The sequence below is a fragment of the Shewanella sp. SM95 genome, assembly GCF_025653595.1.
Lineage (GTDB): Bacteria > Pseudomonadota > Gammaproteobacteria > Enterobacterales > Shewanellaceae > Shewanella > Shewanella oncorhynchi.
Genome location: NZ_JAKKSE010000019.1, coordinates 18,767 through 36,408, shown reverse-complemented (window position 1 = coordinate 36,408; position 17,642 = coordinate 18,767). Strand labels below are relative to the sequence as shown.

Sequence of the window (17,642 nt, the reverse complement as noted above, 5' to 3'; positions counted from 1 at the left end):
GTCGTGTGAGCTTGACCTCTGATGTTAAATCAAGAGCCAACCAAGAGGGAATTAACAGCAACTCCCTCTTTAAGAGAGTGATTAGTTCTTTATTTTGTATGCATAAAATTAATCACTTTCATTCCAGTGACACGCCATAAACTCATCCCTGAGGGCTCGACGACGGCATCCATGCCGCCAACGGTCACTTACATGCAAGTGCTTAATTTCGTCAACACTTGAGTAGTCTGTAGCTAAATGACTCATATCTCCGTAAACACCTTAGTAACCAGTATCATACGCCTACTAAAAGTCACCTAACGGCTCAGATGGAACATCCATGTGCCCCTGAGCCTGCGCCATTATCCACGATATCGCCACGGCATTTTATTATTTCAACAACTTAGAGTACAGATGGTGTATCACCTTAGCTTTGGTATTGGCTGTTAATCTGAAAAGACTTACGCCTGACCAACTTATTCTTTACTAGCTAAATAGAAAATGTCTTTACCCATTGATTTCTAGATCTAAAACAACAATTTTCACTCTCCCTTGTTGTGCAGCAAGACAATTAGCCATGAGCATTTCTTGCAATTCTTCCGCTGTTTTAGGTATAGCTTTTCCCCTTCCTTGCGGCTTTAACCTCTTAGTGCCAAGCTGACCCTTACCAAACCAAAGCACTAAATAGATCCCGCGATGCTCTGCGCGCCAGTCTTGCGTATATAGCCTATCTAATTGAGTATCTGCGGCATGCCATAAATCTCTATGCCATTGCCCTTTTACTTCAATTGGAAGCCTAATCCCGCCAACAGAACAACAGATATCAACTTCTTTATCATTCGATACATGCTGCTCTGGCGTATAATCAACGCCTGCTGCGCCTTGACGAAGTAACCCAATTAACAAACTACTACAGTGTTCTTCATTGTGTGGGATATTGTCATCGTTATAAAAAACGCGACCACTATCTATGTCATCGCTTTTTATCTTTGCCTGAACAATTTCTAACTCTTCAATTATTAAAGCTTGAAGATCAGCCATTGATTGTGGAGATATATTACAAGTAATAGCCTTAATTGATGCTAATGTCGGTGGCGCATAATTTGATTCAACCACAAGCCGTTGTTGCTCAGCTGCAACCACTTTTATCCACGAGGTATAACTATCCTCTGGAGCTTGCCGCAAACGCCTTAATGCCAAGACAGCATCTTCATTGGAGGATTTCCCTAATCGCTCTATAAATGAATTAATAAATTGACTAGCATCCCAAGCATTATTAGAACCACGAGTTTCTTCATAAAGATCTGTTGCCATTGGCCATAACAATCTAAATGTCTGTACTATCCATTCACATTGAGCAACACTAAGTTCTAAATATGCGTTGTGCCTGTAGTGACCTTGTACTAAGTCACGAATCTGCCAAATAAAATCAGGGGAAATTTTTTTTACCGACTTTTTCAGTAATACTTTCAAAATCCACAATAAAACAAATCGCATCCCAAATTAAACGATGATGTTTCTCGCTAACATTAAAGTACTCAACAAGTAAAGATCGTAACTCTTCGAATTTAGATGAGTAAATCAGACGTTTAATGCACTCACTTTCAATATTTTCAGGAAGTGATTTATATCGTTGTAACCATTCAAATGCTAATTGGCTACAAACCTCTTTTTTTGAATCATCATGCATTAGCTCATAAAAACCCAAAATAGTATTTTTACCAATAGCAAGTTGTGGTTCATAAAAACGTCTTATGGCAGTTTCCCACAATCCTCGCAGTTCAATCTCTTGTTCTACTGACTGAGTAAGTTGAAGATCACTTATGCCTGCATGCTGCTCAAGATTAGAATGATGACGCAACGATGAAAATACCGAGAATATCACTTCATCTGAAAGGTCTGCTATCCCTATGCCATTTCTGATACGTTCGGCAGTAGCTACAATAATAATGTACTCTGCTTTATGGAACTTTCCTTCATTTCTAAATTTTTGAATTTGTTCAAATGATGGGAATAAATGTTTTTTAGTTAAGTATGCTTCAAAACCCTCAAAGGCAGCTTGACTCAAGTCATCACCTAGCCATTCAGCGATGCGTTGGTAAGCAGGAGTATCATAACCAATATCAATAAATAGTTTCAAATAAGCCATTGCAGGCTCAACTATATCTTGATGGTTTCCGGTTCGCATTTTATTGATGTGAATTTGACATTCATCACGATGAATTTGATGTCTTACAGTTTTTTTCTCTATTTCTTTACGAAGCCTTTCTTCCTCCTTAACTTGCCACTCAGGAACGAGCGATACGGCTAAACTCGATAGCCAATCGATATCTACTTGCTTATGTCGTGCAAAACGTTGTGCTGCTTTTCTTAAAAGACTTCCAACCTCCCCATCATGATGAATAAGCTGAACTAACTCTTTCCAGCGATGATCATGTTCACCTAATGTATTTAAAATAATAATTAGATCTTTTTCGGATACGGTTAGCGCAGATAAAGCACTAGCTAGATTATAACCTCTGCCTATAATACTTTTATCAATAGGAGCCTCAAGTAATACCCACTTTTGTATAGCTATTTTAAAATCACTATTTTCATTGATAAATTTATTTAGCTCATTTCCATTATTTTTATTATACCCTTGCGAACTATTATGTGGACTTAACCAAGAAAAAAACCTATCAACATTTGGATTTTTATGTGATGACTTAATTTCTCTAAGAATAAGATAATAGGAAAAATCAGCAAATTCGTAATTACCAGTTCGCGCATACCACTCTCCTATTTCCGTAAGTGATTTAGATAATAGGTCTAAGACACTCCCGATCCTACTATCAGGTAGACTTCGCTCTATAGTATATAAAACACCTATAGTAAATTGATTTTTTGCTGCATAAGAAATGACGGCATCGACAATAAGTTTATCATCAACACTTTCGAAATTAAGTAGCTCAAAACTCTCAATGACTAAACGCAATGAATCTACATCACTATATATGCAAAGAGAGTTCAGTAACGTAATAACATCATCTTTGGCTTTACTATTAACAAGCACTTCTATAGCAGCACTTCTAATCGCAAACGTATCTGTTTTGTCTAAAATAATACGTTTTAAATCATCGACTAATCTATCGTTAACTTCACCACCATTAAATGCTTCAAGCAATATCAAACGTAACCCAAATATCGTATTTTTTGAAATAATTAATTGTCTTAAATCTTCGATGAGTGGTTCTTGAATTAATCCTCTTATCGAATATTTTTTCCAATCTCTAAATCGGGGATTCTCAATCGCTAATCCTTGCAAAGCCGTAAGCAAGATACTCGCCTCATTTACTGTCAGCACATCTGCATCGCCATATTCAATAAACCCCATAGGATCATTTTTGATGACAATAGACTTAAACGTAGGATCTTGCGCCAGCCAAGCATGAATCCCCCTCAAACTCGCGGGTACTAATCCATCAGAATAGAACAGTGAAAAAAACCGTCTCTTGTTCGTTCCAGAATTTGAGTTTTGAGCCAACCATTTAGCGCCAAGGTATTCACCAATACTACGATGTAGATAACTAAAGCGATCTACTCCAATACTTCTAAATAACCTTGTGGTAATGACATCTTTAATATTTTTCGCATTAGGTAATGTGGCAATTTCAGTAAATGAAATCTCGCCATCTCCAATATTAGCTGCAGCTTTACGAGTTAAAGCCTCATTTCCGGTGAGTATTAAAGCCGCAAAAGCGGCACCTGCGGCTTGGATTATGGCTTCTTTATCAAGCTGATATTGGGCTTTACTGTCTTTATGCTCACACCACAAAACATCAATCGCACGCTCAAATAGTTCACTACGGCTATTTGGCAACTCACGTTCTTGAGCTACTTTACCAATGAGTTCAAGTGTTTGTGGATTGCCAAGTAACTGATTCAAACCACGAGAATTAAAATGTTGAATAACGACTTCCGCTCTCTCAACTCCTAAGGATAGAGATAAGTACCTCTGAATATCATTATCGCTGAAAGACATTAAGTGCAGTTCTATTGGCTTCTTTGAATAATCCTCCAAAATCGATACCACTGCTGTAGCACTTTGCCAATCAGCAACTCGGCAGGACAAAATAAAAGCTGGACAATTGAGTTGTTGAAGCTTTTTTAAAACAGCATCAACCGCAGTCCCTTCTTTTTGAGAGCTAACTTCATCTAAAGCATCTATAACAAGAACTTGATTACCATCAAAAAGCTTTACTGGATCTTGGCTACGAATAAGCTGCCCTGCTGTGCAATATTTAAAGCCTGACAATTCGCCCAATCGAGCCAGTAAAACTGACTTCCCCATTCCAGCTTCGCCCAATATAATTAAAGGCTCGATAAAACTGCTTAGCTCAGTTTCCTTAAGTTCTTTACGACCGTCTTTGTGCTCATACCAAAGAGTCCGCTCAACAATGCCTTTATCCATGTTTGGAAAAACCTTATTAAATACTAATCTTTACCAACTATTTGAACAGCCTAACAAAACTAATTTGGAGATGACAGTACGAAATACAAACATTGAACTGTTAATATGAAAGCCAAAAATAGTCATAAATCCTCTATAAAATCAGCTATCAGACATAAACAGGGATTAACCTGATTAAGCACTATCATGGAAGTGACCGTCCGTGGCATGGATGCCACGTTCGAGCATCCAGGGACGGACTTGCTGCGAGTCACTGGAATGATAGTGCTTAATGGATATACGGAATTAAGACTATCTATAGTCAACAAGAACAGGCCAGCATAACTTTTCTGTAAAAACCAACAGTCAGACATTTACCCTAAAAGACACCCACGAAATAAATGCTACGTACCATCGCTGATTGTTAACTGTTGGATCTTAACAGGCCGCTATTGCGGCCTTTTTTGTATCAGCTACTTCCTGAAGTGCTTGTCTTCGCATAAAATTCGGCCCGTTTACTGGTGCGCATGAGGCGCAAGTTATCGGTGTAAAAGGTGTAGTTAAATGGAACTTTCGATTCGCAGTTTATTCACTGCAGCGGGCATGATGTTGTTATCCTCTTTAACGGTTATTCCTGCGGCAAACGCTGCGGGCAAAGCCGTCCATCCCACTGTCGATTTACCGAATGGCCAATGGCTTAATTTCCACCAAAAAGACAATCAAGTATGGAGCGAAATGTCCGACGGCGATGCGCCCGGCGTACATCTTGATGATTATGGTGCGGCTGAAATTGTGGCCGTTTTTTACTATGACTTTGATAAGGGTGGCGACAAAGAAGTCGTGGTCATGCTTAAAGATGCTGATGGCCAGCATTTACGGGGTTATGGTTTTGAGGATTCAAAACTCACTAAGCTGCCACGCCTTCAAGTTGTGCTGGATGAAGTCGCCCCGACGTTATCGTCATTTACCGTCAGCGACACCCGCAAAGTGTTAAACCAAATTCCGCCGCAGCAATATCGCATGACCTATGATGTTGAGGCGATTGAAGATCCTGCCATTAAAGCGATTATTGATGGATCAACCAAGCTCAAACCAACCTTAATCGGCTATCGCAATGCTAAAGGTTTACCCGCCGATGTGAAAACCGCGGACGAATATAAATTACGTTATCCCCTCACCCGCAAAGATAAAGATGCCCAAGGCCGCGAGCATCAATACAGTTTAGTAACCCACTTTTATCGCAATGATTATCGCGAACAACAGGGCAGTTTTGTGTTGATGAGCGTTGTCTTTGAAGCCGATGATGTGGACTGGCTAAACAGCGGTGAGAGTGAGATCCCCAAAACGGGCCCAGCTTATGATTATATGAATCTCGGAGGTTCTTGGGCTGGACTTGCGCTTGAAAGTCATTATGCCCAAGGTGTGCTCGATGGCCCCTATATTGCCTACGATAACCGTAATGCCAATATCATGTTGAATGGTCAGTACAAACAAGGCAAAAAAGTCGGTAAATGGATGGAGGCTGACGGCCAAGCAAGCTATTGGGAAGGTGAATATCTTGACGGTAAAAAGCAAGGTAAATGGATTGCACAGTCCATGTTCGATGAGGCAGATAACTACGGTTTTGCCCATTACAATCAAGGAGTGCTTGATGGCCCCTATGAAATCTATGAGCCCGAATATGGCGCAGACACAGGAGATAAGCGATTGTCTGAAAAAGGCATTTATCGCAACGGTGTCAAAGACGGTGAATGGCTTGAGAGCAATGGCAATAAAGGTCACTATCAAAACGGCATTAAACATGGCCCTTGGGTAGATAAAGTCTCGCTTGGCGAATACCGCAACTATGTGGGTAACGGGGCTTACCTTGATGGCAAGCGCACTGGCCCTTGGGTATTTAAAACTGACAAGAAATCACGGATCGAAGTGACTTATCTCAGTGGATTACGTGAAGGTGAAGAAAAACTAATCAGCGATGAAAATGTGCTCTTTGCCAATAAGTATTATAAACAGGGCCTGCTCGATGGTCAGAGTATTTGGTACTCAGCACAGGATGTCGTTAGCGGCATTAGGAACTATCGCAAAGGTGAGTACCATGGCATGCAGGCTATTTTTGATCCTAACCACAATCATAGGCTTATGGAGTTAAGTCATTATGAATATGACGAAACCCTGCCAGTCAAACCCTCTCAGGACGAGTGCATTATACGAGAAAATCCCTATAGTAATGACTGTAAGGACATACTGAATCCCCCCTTTAGAAATACACCGTCAATTAAGCATGGGGAACAATATTATTATGATAGTAAAGGAAAATTATACAAACTTTCTGACTACCATCATGGCAACCTCATCAAAGAATATGAATTCGATGAAGAGGGGCATGTCCAAAAGCTGCAAAATAATCAACAGGGGCAAGACAGTCAAATCAGCATCCGCTACAAGAAGGATGGCGGTTATTCACTGTCCAATTACAGCGACAATGAGCAACGTGGCTGGACATATGAAATCGATAACAAGGATCGATTACTGTCCCTGAAGTATTACCACGATGGTGACAAAAAGGGGTTTACCATCCGCTATAACACAGATGGCAGTTATGCGATTACAGAAAGGTAAACATTAATATCGAACATCAGGCACTGCTTATCCTTTTATCCTAATGGTTAACTCAAGGCCTTGAAGACAATTACCAGCAAAAAGGCAAAGTTTAAAATTGGGATATAGGGTAATGCGGATGCCCTTGATTAAATTGGCCTATATAAGCCTAATTAAAGTGCGCTTTATTCAGGCTAAGTAAAAATGGTTATTTTACCAATCACTTAGTTTGTTCTTGTTAATAGATGTAATGGCGCGTCATCACTTAAATAAATATCATCCACCAGATATAGCTTATTGGTGCGGATCATCTGACGAATCGCCTCAACATAGGCGTGACCACGCTCCGAATATCGGTCTAACGTCCCTGCGAGTGCAGAGCCTGTCACAGCTTGATTAGCTTGTCTTGATTGGGCACGAAAATCTCGCATCTTCTGATAAGCATTATGGGTATTCAAATTCAACAAATACCCTTCCACCGAAGCAAATGGTGTATCGAATTGTGCTAAACCATAATTGCCTAAACCTTGGCGCTTTTGCCTAGGTTCCATACCATTACCCTTGAAATCCCACTGCCCAAATAATGCATTACCTTCACGGGCAAATCGCGATGTGCCCCAACCGCTTTCTTTTGCCGCTTGAGCTAACACTAACGATGGCGGCAGGATATCCACCCTTTCAAGTAGCATTTGTCTTTGGGCTTCTAACAGCGGTTTATCTTCAGTGCTTATTACTTTGTACTTTACCCCTAAGGCTAATAACGCAATATCATCGAGGGGGGCAGACATAATGACCTGTCTTTCTTGTAAAATTTTCTCATTCGCCAATAAGACTAAAGGGGCAATCATTCTAAGAAACACCATTTTCTTTTGCTTCACTGGGAGTTGGCTTGACACTGAACTCCAGCCCTCTCCCACGGCATCAAAGGTCAACCTAGGGACCGATTTATTACCATCACGAAAACTTTCTGGCGTGTAATCAAGCGAGTCAAACAAGCCCATGAGTTCATCGAGAGAACTGATATTCAGACTCAGTTGTTTAGACTCTGGATTGTCTAAGGATGACTGCTCAAGCATTTTTGGGGATGAGAAATGTTCAGCAACCGTTGGATTGGCAACAGCACCTTGATTCGCTTGCACCAGGGAAGTCGTCATCAGTTTTGGCAAACTCTGCATATGATGCTGAGCACTCTGACTGGCAACTAAAGGATTGGAAGCCGTCTGTGACTGAAAACCAAGAGTATCAAATGGCAGCCTATTCGAAATCAGCTTAGTCACTCGCGTTTCTTGCACATACACCGAAGAGCATAAAACAGACAAAGCAATGAGTGCGAGCATAGCAACGGGAAGCTTAAACTTTATAAACATGGTATCTCTTTAACTGAGGTAAAACGGTAGCAATGGGATTAGCCAATACATCGGGGGCGTAAGGTAACAGTAAAAACCTGACAGTTTGCTTAATAGATATACAAAATGGCCTATTACGATCATTTTATTAAGGAGAATAGGACGAGCGCCTTCTTGGCCGCCTCTTGACCCAATATCAGCAATTAAATCCAACACCTTGATTTATTTAAACTCAATATGAAAATAGCGAGCGTTCACTCGCCAATAGAGATTGGCGAAATAAAATCAACTTATTCCAGTGCCAGCAAAACGAGGTAAAGCCTCTTCAAGATAGGCGACGCAGGTGCGAAGTTTGGCAGACGTTTCTAATCGTGAAGCATAGATTACATGAATTTCAGCGGATTGATGATACTCGGGGAGTACTCTGACTAATGTGCCACTTAAGAAATCTTGCTGTAAATCCCAGATGGAGCGCAACATAATACCGTAGCCTTTAAGACACCACTGCTTAGCGACTGTGCCATTGTTGGTCATCAAGGAAGCCGCTAAATCAACCGAGGCTATGCCAGCCGCACTTTCCAATCGCCACACTCTATGGTTTTGATCGCGCTCGCGGATCCCTATGCACTTATGCTCGGCTAATGCCGCGAGATTGTTTGGCATGCCATGCGTGTCGATATAGGTCGGCGACGCCGCCAATACCCGATAATTACTCGCAAGACGCTTAGCAATCATTTGCGGTGGCAATTCGCCACCGACACGGATCTCCAGATCAAAACCTTCAGAGACCAGATCGACGGGGCGATCGAGCAACTCTAAATCAACTTCTAATTCGGGATAGTGGAACACGAGGTCTGAAATAATCGGTGCAATGCAGTGGCTGCCAAATCCTGTGCTGGTTGCGATACGTAATCGCCCCCGTGGCACTTGCTGCTCTAAGCTAATTTCAAGGCTCATTTGCTCCATGGTATCGAGCAAACGTTCGGACCATTCCAAGGCAATCTTGCCCTCTAAGGTGAGGCTAACACGTCTGGCAGAACGCAGAAACAAGCGCACTCCGAGCGCTTTTTCTAATAGGCCAATGCGTTTACTCACATACGCTGGAGAAAAAGATAATTGCTCCGCAGCGGCTGTAAATCCCCCGCTTGTAGCGGCGATAACAAAGACTCGTAAATCTTCAAGTGGCGGCAGTTGGCTCACGATTCGTAATCCTTAACAAAACATTTAGCCTATTCATACACGATACGAATATGGAATAACATACAAAAAACGCAGAATCCCCTATTGGAGTCGAAGATGTCTAAGGTAAAAATCGCCGTAATTGCCGGAGATGGCATAGGTACAGAAGTGATCCCCGAAGGGATACGCACACTCGAAGCCGCAGGAAAAATCTTAGGTGTGACGTTTGAGTGGACCTACTTCGACTGGTCCTGTGAAACCTACCATAAAACCGGTCGCATGATGCCAGAGGATGGACTTAAGCAACTAAAATCCTTTGATGCCATCTACTTAGGTGCTGTTGGATTTCCAGGCGTTCCCGACCATATTTCACTCTGGGGATTGCTACTACCGATCCGCAGAGCCTTTGAGCAATACGTGAACCTTAGGCCTATTCGGTTATTTGAAGGCGTGCCCTGCCCACTCGCGGGCAAAAAGCCCGGCGATATCGATTTTTATGTAGTACGTGAAAACGTGGAAGGCGAATATTCCGCCGTCGGCGGCATTCAATATGAAGGCACTGAACATGAGATAGTCTCCCAGCAGAGCATTTTTACCCGTCGTGGCACAGATCGCATCTTAAAATATGCCTTCGATTTAGCCCAAAGCCGCAAAGCAAAGCACTTAACCTCGGCGACCAAATCCAATGGCATATTTCACGCTATGCCCTATTGGGATAGTCGCGTCGTGGAAATGGCAAAACAGTATCCAAATGTTAAGGTCGACCAATATCATATCGATATTCTGACGGCAAATTTCGTGCTGAAACCCGAGCATTTTGACGTGGTTGTTGGCTCAAATTTGTTTGGCGATATCCTGTCTGATCTTGGCCCTGCGTGCACCGGCACTATCGCCATTGCCCCTTCGGCGAACATCAATCCAAGCAAGGAATTTCCGTCGATGTTTGAGCCGGTTCATGGTTCGGCGCCGGATATTGCAGGCCAAGGTATTGCCAATCCTCTAGGCACAATTTGGGCAGGCGCTATGATGATGCAACATTTAGGTTATGGTGCAATGCACGACATGATACTCAGTGCGATAGAAAACGTATTGAAAGATAAGCAGTCTTTAACCCGCGATATGGGCGGAACAGCAAATACTTGGGAGCTGACCGATGCGGTGATCGCTGCGATTAGTCGCAATTAAAACGTGCATCAAAACCTAATGCTAAAAGCCCTTTAGCATTAGGGTTGAAAGGAGTTTAGACTATCAAGCACCTGATAATAAATGCATTAATAAGCTAGCCAGTTAATGCATTTATTAAAGGCCCCTTACAACGGCATTCTGTACTCAATGACTCCCGGTTTTTCACCAATCCAGTTATAGAGTTTTTGCGCGGTTAAATTTGTTTCCTGTGTATGCCAATACAGGCGCGCACACTTGTGTTCAATGGCCGCTTGCTTTACATACTCAATCAATTGTTTTCCAACATGTTGACCCCTTGCTGTTGGGGCAACAAACAAGTCTTCAAGATAACAATAATCCGTTTCGGCCCAAGTAGAACGATGAAAAACATAGTGTACAAAACCGAGTAAGTTTTGGCCCTCTCTTGCGACGGCGCAATAAATGGGTTCTTGGTCATCGAAAAATCGGCGCCACGTGGCTTGGGTGGTCGCTTCCGATAACGCCACTTTGTAAAAAGTCTGGTAATCACGCCAGTGTGGTAACCAGAGTGAATAGTCCGTTTCTTTAACCATATCAATGGTTACTGTTAGTGATTGGCTGGACATTAGCGCACTCCTTGAAATTAAGTAAATGGTCTCAGTTTTACTGAAGCAAGATTCTAGATTCAATTGTGGTACCGCATAAGGTACACTTTTTGTATTTTTTACAGTACCAGTTAGCAAATGAAAAAACCTCAATCCAATTTCCCTCACTTGCAACTCAAAGACGGCATCCTCAAAGATCAGCTTTATCATGCGTTTAGAGAGGCCATTCTTGATGGACGTTTACACCCGCGAATGAAGCTCCCATCCAGCAGAGCCTTGTCGGAAACCATGCAGATTTCACGTAACTCAGTACTGCAAGGGTTTGAGCGCCTGATTGATGAAGGCTATCTGCTGACTAAACCGGGATCGGGCACTTATGTGTCAGATACCATTCCCGATGAATTGATCGATATTCCAAACCGTGCCAGAGAAAGCGCTCAAGCCTTTGATTCAAAATTAGAAATTAATCCACAGTTAATAGAAATGGCGCGACTGAAAGCGAAGGGAAATACGGACCACAGCCATAGCATGTTTAATATTGGCGTCGGATGTGTCGATCTTTTCCCGCACCAACTTTGGGGGCGGCTGTTAGGCCGAGTTTGGCGGAAATCGCGTAAAACCTTAGGTAAATCAAACAATAGCGCGGGGTATTTGCCGCTGCGTGAGGCGATAAGTGACTATGCGCGTTCGACCCGCGGCCTCAATTGCACACCTGAGCAGATCATCATAATCAATGGAACTCAGCAGGCCATTAACCTCACAGCGCAGGTACTACTCCAACAGGGAGATGAAGTCTGGCTTGATGAACCTGGATATGACGGGGCTTTAGGTGCTTTTCTCTCGCAAAATATGCGGGTTCGTCCTGTGAGTGTTGATGATGAGGGCACAAATATTGCCGATGCGATCCAGCGGTGGCCCGCAGTGAAACTGGCTTTTACCGCGCCCTCACACCAATTTCCCCTCGGCGGTATGCTAAGTCTGCCACGACGATTGGCCTTACTCGATTGGGCCGCTGAGCAGAGTAAATGGATTTTAGAAGATGACTATAATAGCGAGTTTCGTTATAGCGCCCGCCCAATTCAGGCACTGCAGGGACTCGATAAACAACAGCGGGTGATCTACGCAGGCACCTTTTCCAAGATGCTGCTGCCCGAATTACGACTCGGCTTTTTAGTGGTACCCCCTAAACTGGTACAGGCTTTCCAGTTGGCAAAGCATTACGCCGATACGCACACGGCTCACCTAGAGCAAGCAACATTAGCGTTGTTTATCGCCGAAGGACATTATGCGCGGCATGTTCGCCGAGTGAGAAAAGCCTGCTTAGCGCGCCAAACGGCGTTAATCGCGGCAATTGAGCAGTATCTGCCCGACAAATTGTCCGTTCAAACCTCTGACTCAGGTATTCACCTCGTGTGTTGGCTGAAGGGCGACTTGACCGAAGAGGAAGTGCTCAACAAATGCCGCCAAATACGTTTGGGGGCACAGCCTTTGTCTCGATATTGCCAAGCGCCCTATCCAAGGCAAGCAATCTTACTGGGCTATGCCGCTCATACGCCTGATGATCTGCGGGAAAGTATCAAAAAACTGGCGCAGATCCTTTAATATCCAAGCTTAAAAAGCCTGAAAGAAAATCCCGAAAGCACTGAAGATGGCAACAAACCATGTGAGGGATCTTAAGGTGCCTTTGTTAGCAAGATAGAGGATGTGATACACAAAGCGGGCGCCTACATGGACGATTGCGAGCCACTCAGTGGTGGGATTTACTTTGCCGGTAGCAATCACCACTAATACGGCTAGGCCAAACACCAGCAATGATTCAAAGGCATTTTGATGTCCCGCTAAAGCGCGAGCGCCAAAACCAGTGAGCTGCGCCTGCTGAGCACGGGGATGATTATTATCGTAACCACCCGCCTTTGCCATCGCCCAAGCCACGGGACCTTTCGCAAGATATGGCAATAACATGGCGACAAATAAGCAAATAAGTAAGGTATTCATGGGGTAATCTTCCTTTGATTGTTGTTTTAAGTTCTACTGTTTGAGTTCTACAGCTATAAGTGCCTAAGTTACAAGTGTATTGGTTAGCGGCGTTATTTCACCATATACATGCCTTCACTTGCGGGACGACTAAATTTAAAGCCAAACTTTTCATAGAGTTCAGGCACATCCGCCATCAGGGTAATATACGCGCCCTCAAAAGCCTCACGATCTAGATAAGCCATGATGTGCTGCATAATAAGCCGCCCTAATCCCTTACCTTGATGCTCAGGATCCACTGCGATATCGACAATTTCGAAGTTGAGCGCGCCGTCACCAACCACACGCCCCATGCCCACAGTCTGCTCGGCGAACTTTATTTGCACGCCATATAAACTCCTTGGCAAGGCCTTAATGGCGCCCTCCAATGGTCTAGGGCTTAAGCCTGAAATCTGTCGTAGGCGAACAAAATCATTGGCAGAAACAACGCCTTCAAGCACTTGGTACATGATATTCCCTATTGTTTTTATTCAGTCACTTGCTTTCAGTCACTTGGCTTTCAGTCACTTGGCTTTCAACTATTTAGCTTTCTATCACCTCAAGCTCAAAGCCTTCATCCAGAGTCGGTGGCTGAAAATAACGGCTCACATGCCAGAACATCGCCTCAGTATCGAACATGGCACGCTCAGGGTGGCTTTGTCTGCGTTTATCGAGTTGACTCAAACAAAGCGCATCGCTGTGATTAAGATAAATAAGTTTATGGGCGGCGCAATCAGTAAAAATGCTTCGAAACCACAGGCGCTGATTGGTAGTATTCGCGGGAAAGTCCATGACCACAGAAACACCCGAACAGAGCAGTTCCTGCACATGCTTTTTAAGCAAAGGCTTAAGGCGAGCGGAATAGCTCAAGTAAGTATCAAAATCTTTAATTTCATCGGGGTATAGCGCCGCCAGCCATGCGTCTTCCGAGATTAAAATACAGTTTTCGGCCTCAGAAAGTTGTCGCGATAAGGTTGATTTACCTGAGCCCATTTTGCCACAAAAGAATATTAACGTACCTTTACTGACCAATTGTCCTAACGCATTCTGCTGTGTCATCTTCACTCCTTGATTACTGGTCTTTTATCTCAGCCGACGATTTCACTCGCTATGACACCAATGAACGACTGTACAGAGCATCACATAAAGCATGAACACCGAGCAAGACTTAGGGCGGGTTTGAGGTAATAAATTCCCATTACATTAATGACTATGCTGTGTTTCCAAAGCAGGCGTTTCCGCTATTCACACAATCCAGTTTTAGTTTTCATCACTTTCTTAGATGCCTTACATCGCTTCGCCCACTCAGTCTTAAATCAGCTCGCCCGCTCCGTCTTACATCTCTTCACCAACTGAGTTCGCCTCGCTCTCTGGGCCCTCGCCCCTGCCTTAAACCAGAAAAAACCAGAAAGAAACACCTGAGCATTTAACTCGACAAATAAAATAATAAACCACATTTTTAACCTAATAATTAAGCACTAAAGTAGTAATTTACGCTGCATAATAAAAATATTACCACCACTCATGCTGTGACGATAAATTAAGCGTATGCTAGGGTAAGCATGAAAGGATAACCGTCATAAGTGCAAAGGAGGCTCTATGAGCACTGTCGTTCCGCGTACCGTCACTTCCCCTAAAAAATTCATTATCGGCAAAGGCTTATTAGCTCAAATGCATGATTATGTTAAGGACTTTGGTGACAATGCTTTTATCATCTGCGATGAATTTATCCTCAGCCGAGTTGAGAATGAAGCGGTCGCAGGGCTAGATCATAATGGGATCAGCAACCATCTCGAAAAATTCAACTATGAGTGCAGCGAAGCCGAGATAAAGCGTTTAGGTGCGCTGGCAGAACAGCATCATACCAACGTTATTGTTGGAGTTGGCGGGGGAAAAACCTTAGATGCCGCCAAAGCCGTCGCCTTCTATCAAAAACGGCCAGTGGTGCTCTACCCAACCATTGCTTCAACCGATGCACCATGTACGGCACTTGCCGTGATCTATTCCGAAACCGGTGAGTTTGAGCGCTATCTGTTTCTGCCACAAAATCCTGATGCTGTTGTTGCCGACACAGCCATTATCGCCGCGGCTCCGGCCCGATTCTTTGCAGCAGGCATAGGCGATGCACTTGCCACTTACTTTGAAGCCCGCGCCTGTTATCAATCCGATGGCGTCAATCTCGTATTGAAAAAACCTTCCCGCACTGGGCTGGGATTAGCGCAACTTTGCTATCAACTACTGACTGAAAATGTTGAAGCCGCTATGGATGCGGTGAGAAACAAGATAGTCACTCCCGCACTTGAGCAAACCATTGAAGCGACGATTTATCTCAGTGGTGTCGGGGCCGAAGCGGGCGGATTAGCCGCAGCCCATGCTGTGAACAACGGTATGTCGGCGGTAGCTGACCTACATAAAGCCCAACACGGCGAGAAAGTGGTGTTTGGCTTGCTCACCCAGCTAGTTCTCGAAAATGCCCCCAAAGCCGAAATCGATAACGTCATTCACATCATCAAAACCGCGGGACTGCCGCTCACGCTCGCCGATTTGGGGCTAAAAACCTTTGTCGAAGCAGAGTGGCGCAAAGTGGCTGAGATAGCCTGCGCAGAGGGCGACACTATGGGCAATATGCCGATGCAGTTAACTGCCGACGATGTCTACCAAGCCATGATCGCCGCCAATGCCATGGCTGAACGCTATAAAAAGCTTACGGTTTAAAACAGTTAAAAACGCCTCTGGCAGAGGCCCATCATCCCTTTGATATGTTTATCAAAGTTAACGAATGTGGCTAAAACACAGCCTGCCACTGCGCGAGTTTAAAGATCATCAATAACTCCCTTGCCTCACATTAATGCTAAGCAAGAGCGCAAGGGAGATGACAACAGACACGATATTTCCACCCTCGATGCCAAGAGTTGGCATTTACTCTCTATTCGTTGAACGCTTGGAGGAACATATGGCTTATGCAACGATCAATCCCTTTACGGGAAAGCTCATTAAAGAATTTCCAAATGCAACAGATACCGAAGTCACACAGGCGATAGAATCCGCCCATCAGGCATTTTTAAGCTGGCGAACTACGCCTTTTGCCGACAAGGCCGCCGTACTCACTAAAGCCGCTCACATCCTCAGAGACAGCAAGCCTGCTTACGCAAAATTGCTGACCTTAGAAATGGGCAAAGTCACCGCAGAAGCCGAAGCTGAAGTAGAACTGTCGGCGCAAATTTTCGAATACTACGCCGAACATGCCGAGCGACTGCTGGCACCGCAAAAACTGCCGGTTGCCGATCCCGCCGAAGGTGAAGCGATACTGGTTAACGAACCGCTGGGCGTATTATTGGCTATCGAACCTTGGAACTTTCCCTACTACCAAATTGCGCGCATCTTAGCGCCGCAGCTTGCCGCCGGAAATACCTTACTACTCAAACATGCATCCAACGTGCCCCAGTGCGCAGCGGCCTTTGAAGGCTTAATGCGCGATGCCGGACTGCCCTCAGGTGCATTTCAAAATCTGTATGCCACCCGAGAGCAAATAGAAAAGATCATCAATTCGCCCAAAGTGCATGGTGTTGCGCTCACAGGATCAGAAGATGCGGGATCGATCATTGCCGCACTGGCGGGTAAGGCACTGAAAAAATCCACCCTAGAACTGGGTGGCGCAGATGCCTTTATCGTACTTGAAGATGCCGATCTGCCTAAAACCATCGACTGGGCTGTGTTTGGCCGTCACTGGAACGCAGGACAGGTCTGTACATCATCTAAGCGGATGATCTTAGTTGAAGCCATTTACGATGAATTTATGAAGGGTTATATCAAGGGGATCGAAGCGCTAAAAGCAGGCGATCCTATGGACTCGGCCACTACGCTGGCACCGCTGTCTTCCCAAGGTGCAGCCGATGAGTTGAAGCAGAAGATCCGTGATGCCGTAAAACACGGCGCAACTGCGACCGAAGTGGGGCCAAAAGTGCCGCAGCAAGGCGCCTTTGTGCAGCCAACAATACTGACAAACCTGACGCCAGATAACCCAGCCTACTATTGGGAATTCTTTGGCCCAGTGTCCAGCATCCACAGAGTGAAGGATGAGCAAGCAGCGATTGCCATCGCCAATGACTCGCCCTTTGGATTGGGTGGCTCAGTGTTTACCGCCGACACCCAACGCGGGCTGGCGGTCGCTAAGCAGGTTTCCACAGGCATGATGTTTGTCAATCATCCAACTATGGTCAAGGCCGACTTACCCTTTGGTGGCGTGCGCCGCTCAGGTTATGGCCGCGAGTTGATTGATTTAGGATTGAAAGAGTTTGTAAACCACAAACTGATTAATGTGGTCGACATCAACGCGCCTTTCTAAAC

13 protein-coding genes are annotated in these 17,642 nt (G+C 44.3%); 5 read left to right on the top strand and 8 right to left on the bottom strand.

Features of this window, described 5'->3' with window-relative positions:
- Positions 1-486: 486 nt before the first annotated feature.
- Together L5M29_RS18045 and L5M29_RS18040 are read right to left on the bottom strand one after the other, a co-directional pair.
- Positions 487-1,452: a hypothetical protein gene (locus L5M29_RS18045; protein WP_263169265.1), complete on the bottom strand. Its 966-nt coding sequence runs from the start codon at positions 1,450-1,452 to the stop codon at positions 487-489.
- The gene (locus L5M29_RS18040) at positions 1,409-4,432 is read right to left on the bottom strand and encodes an NACHT domain-containing protein (RefSeq protein WP_263169263.1); all 3,024 of its coding nucleotides are present in this window, start codon (positions 4,430-4,432) and stop codon (positions 1,409-1,411) included. The genes L5M29_RS18045 and L5M29_RS18040 overlap by 44 nt, the downstream gene beginning before the upstream one ends.
- A 543-nt stretch (positions 4,433-4,975) precedes the next feature.
- Between L5M29_RS18040 and L5M29_RS18035 the strand changes: the two genes are divergently transcribed.
- Positions 4,976-7,030, top strand: a complete 2,055-nt coding sequence (locus L5M29_RS18035) for a toxin-antitoxin system YwqK family antitoxin (protein WP_263169261.1) — start codon at positions 4,976-4,978, stop codon at positions 7,028-7,030.
- A gap of 203 nt (positions 7,031-7,233) precedes the next feature.
- On the opposite strand, the gene L5M29_RS18030 is transcribed toward L5M29_RS18035, so the two are convergent.
- Both L5M29_RS18030 and L5M29_RS18025 read right to left on the bottom strand, forming a co-directional pair.
- Positions 7,234-8,376 (bottom strand): glucosaminidase domain-containing protein, encoded by a 1,143-nt coding sequence (locus L5M29_RS18030; protein ID WP_263169259.1) that lies wholly within the window; start codon positions 8,374-8,376, stop codon positions 7,234-7,236.
- A 264-nt stretch (positions 8,377-8,640) separates the two neighbouring features.
- Positions 8,641-9,555, bottom strand: a complete 915-nt coding sequence (locus tag L5M29_RS18025) for a LysR substrate-binding domain-containing protein (protein WP_263169257.1) — start codon at positions 9,553-9,555, stop codon at positions 8,641-8,643.
- Between the two features lie 96 nt (positions 9,556-9,651).
- Here L5M29_RS18025 and L5M29_RS18020 point away from each other — a divergent pair, with 96 nt between their 5' ends.
- Positions 9,652-10,719, top strand: coding sequence for a tartrate dehydrogenase (locus L5M29_RS18020; protein WP_263169255.1), 1,068 nt, complete (start codon positions 9,652-9,654; stop codon positions 10,717-10,719).
- A gap of 125 nt (positions 10,720-10,844) precedes the next feature.
- Here L5M29_RS18020 and L5M29_RS18015 read toward each other — a convergent pair whose 3' ends face one another.
- A complete protein-coding gene (locus L5M29_RS18015) occupies positions 10,845-11,303 on the bottom strand; it encodes a GNAT family N-acetyltransferase (RefSeq protein WP_263148791.1) in 459 nt (152 codons plus the stop codon).
- Between the two features lie 117 nt (positions 11,304-11,420).
- Between L5M29_RS18015 and L5M29_RS18010 the strand changes: the two genes are divergently transcribed.
- Positions 11,421-12,884 (top strand): PLP-dependent aminotransferase family protein, encoded by a 1,464-nt coding sequence (locus L5M29_RS18010; protein WP_263169254.1) that lies wholly within the window; start codon positions 11,421-11,423, stop codon positions 12,882-12,884.
- Positions 12,885-12,893: 9 nt separating this feature from the next.
- Here the strand turns inward: L5M29_RS18010 and L5M29_RS18005 are convergent, their stop codons facing one another.
- The 3 genes from L5M29_RS18005 to L5M29_RS17995 form a co-directional block, all read right to left on the bottom strand.
- Positions 12,894-13,277: an MAPEG family protein gene (locus L5M29_RS18005; RefSeq protein WP_113941155.1), complete on the bottom strand. Its 384-nt coding sequence runs from the start codon at positions 13,275-13,277 to the stop codon at positions 12,894-12,896.
- Positions 13,278-13,369: 92 nt separating this feature from the next.
- The gene (locus tag L5M29_RS18000) at positions 13,370-13,765 is read right to left on the bottom strand and encodes a GNAT family N-acetyltransferase (protein WP_263169251.1); all 396 of its coding nucleotides are present in this window, start codon (positions 13,763-13,765) and stop codon (positions 13,370-13,372) included.
- A 73-nt stretch (positions 13,766-13,838) separates the two neighbouring features.
- On the bottom strand, positions 13,839-14,354 hold the full coding sequence (locus L5M29_RS17995) for an AAA family ATPase (protein ID WP_263169248.1): 516 nt from the start codon (positions 14,352-14,354) through the stop codon (positions 13,839-13,841).
- 540 nt (positions 14,355-14,894) lie between these two features.
- Between L5M29_RS17995 and L5M29_RS17990 the strand changes: the two genes are divergently transcribed.
- A complete protein-coding gene (locus L5M29_RS17990) occupies positions 14,895-16,010 on the top strand; it encodes a glycerol dehydrogenase (protein ID WP_263169245.1) in 1,116 nt (371 codons plus the stop codon).
- 238 nt (positions 16,011-16,248) lie between these two features.
- Positions 16,249-17,640, top strand: a complete 1,392-nt coding sequence (locus L5M29_RS17985; RefSeq protein ID WP_263169242.1) for an NAD-dependent succinate-semialdehyde dehydrogenase — start codon at positions 16,249-16,251, stop codon at positions 17,638-17,640.
- Positions 17,641-17,642: the final 2 nt, after the last annotated feature.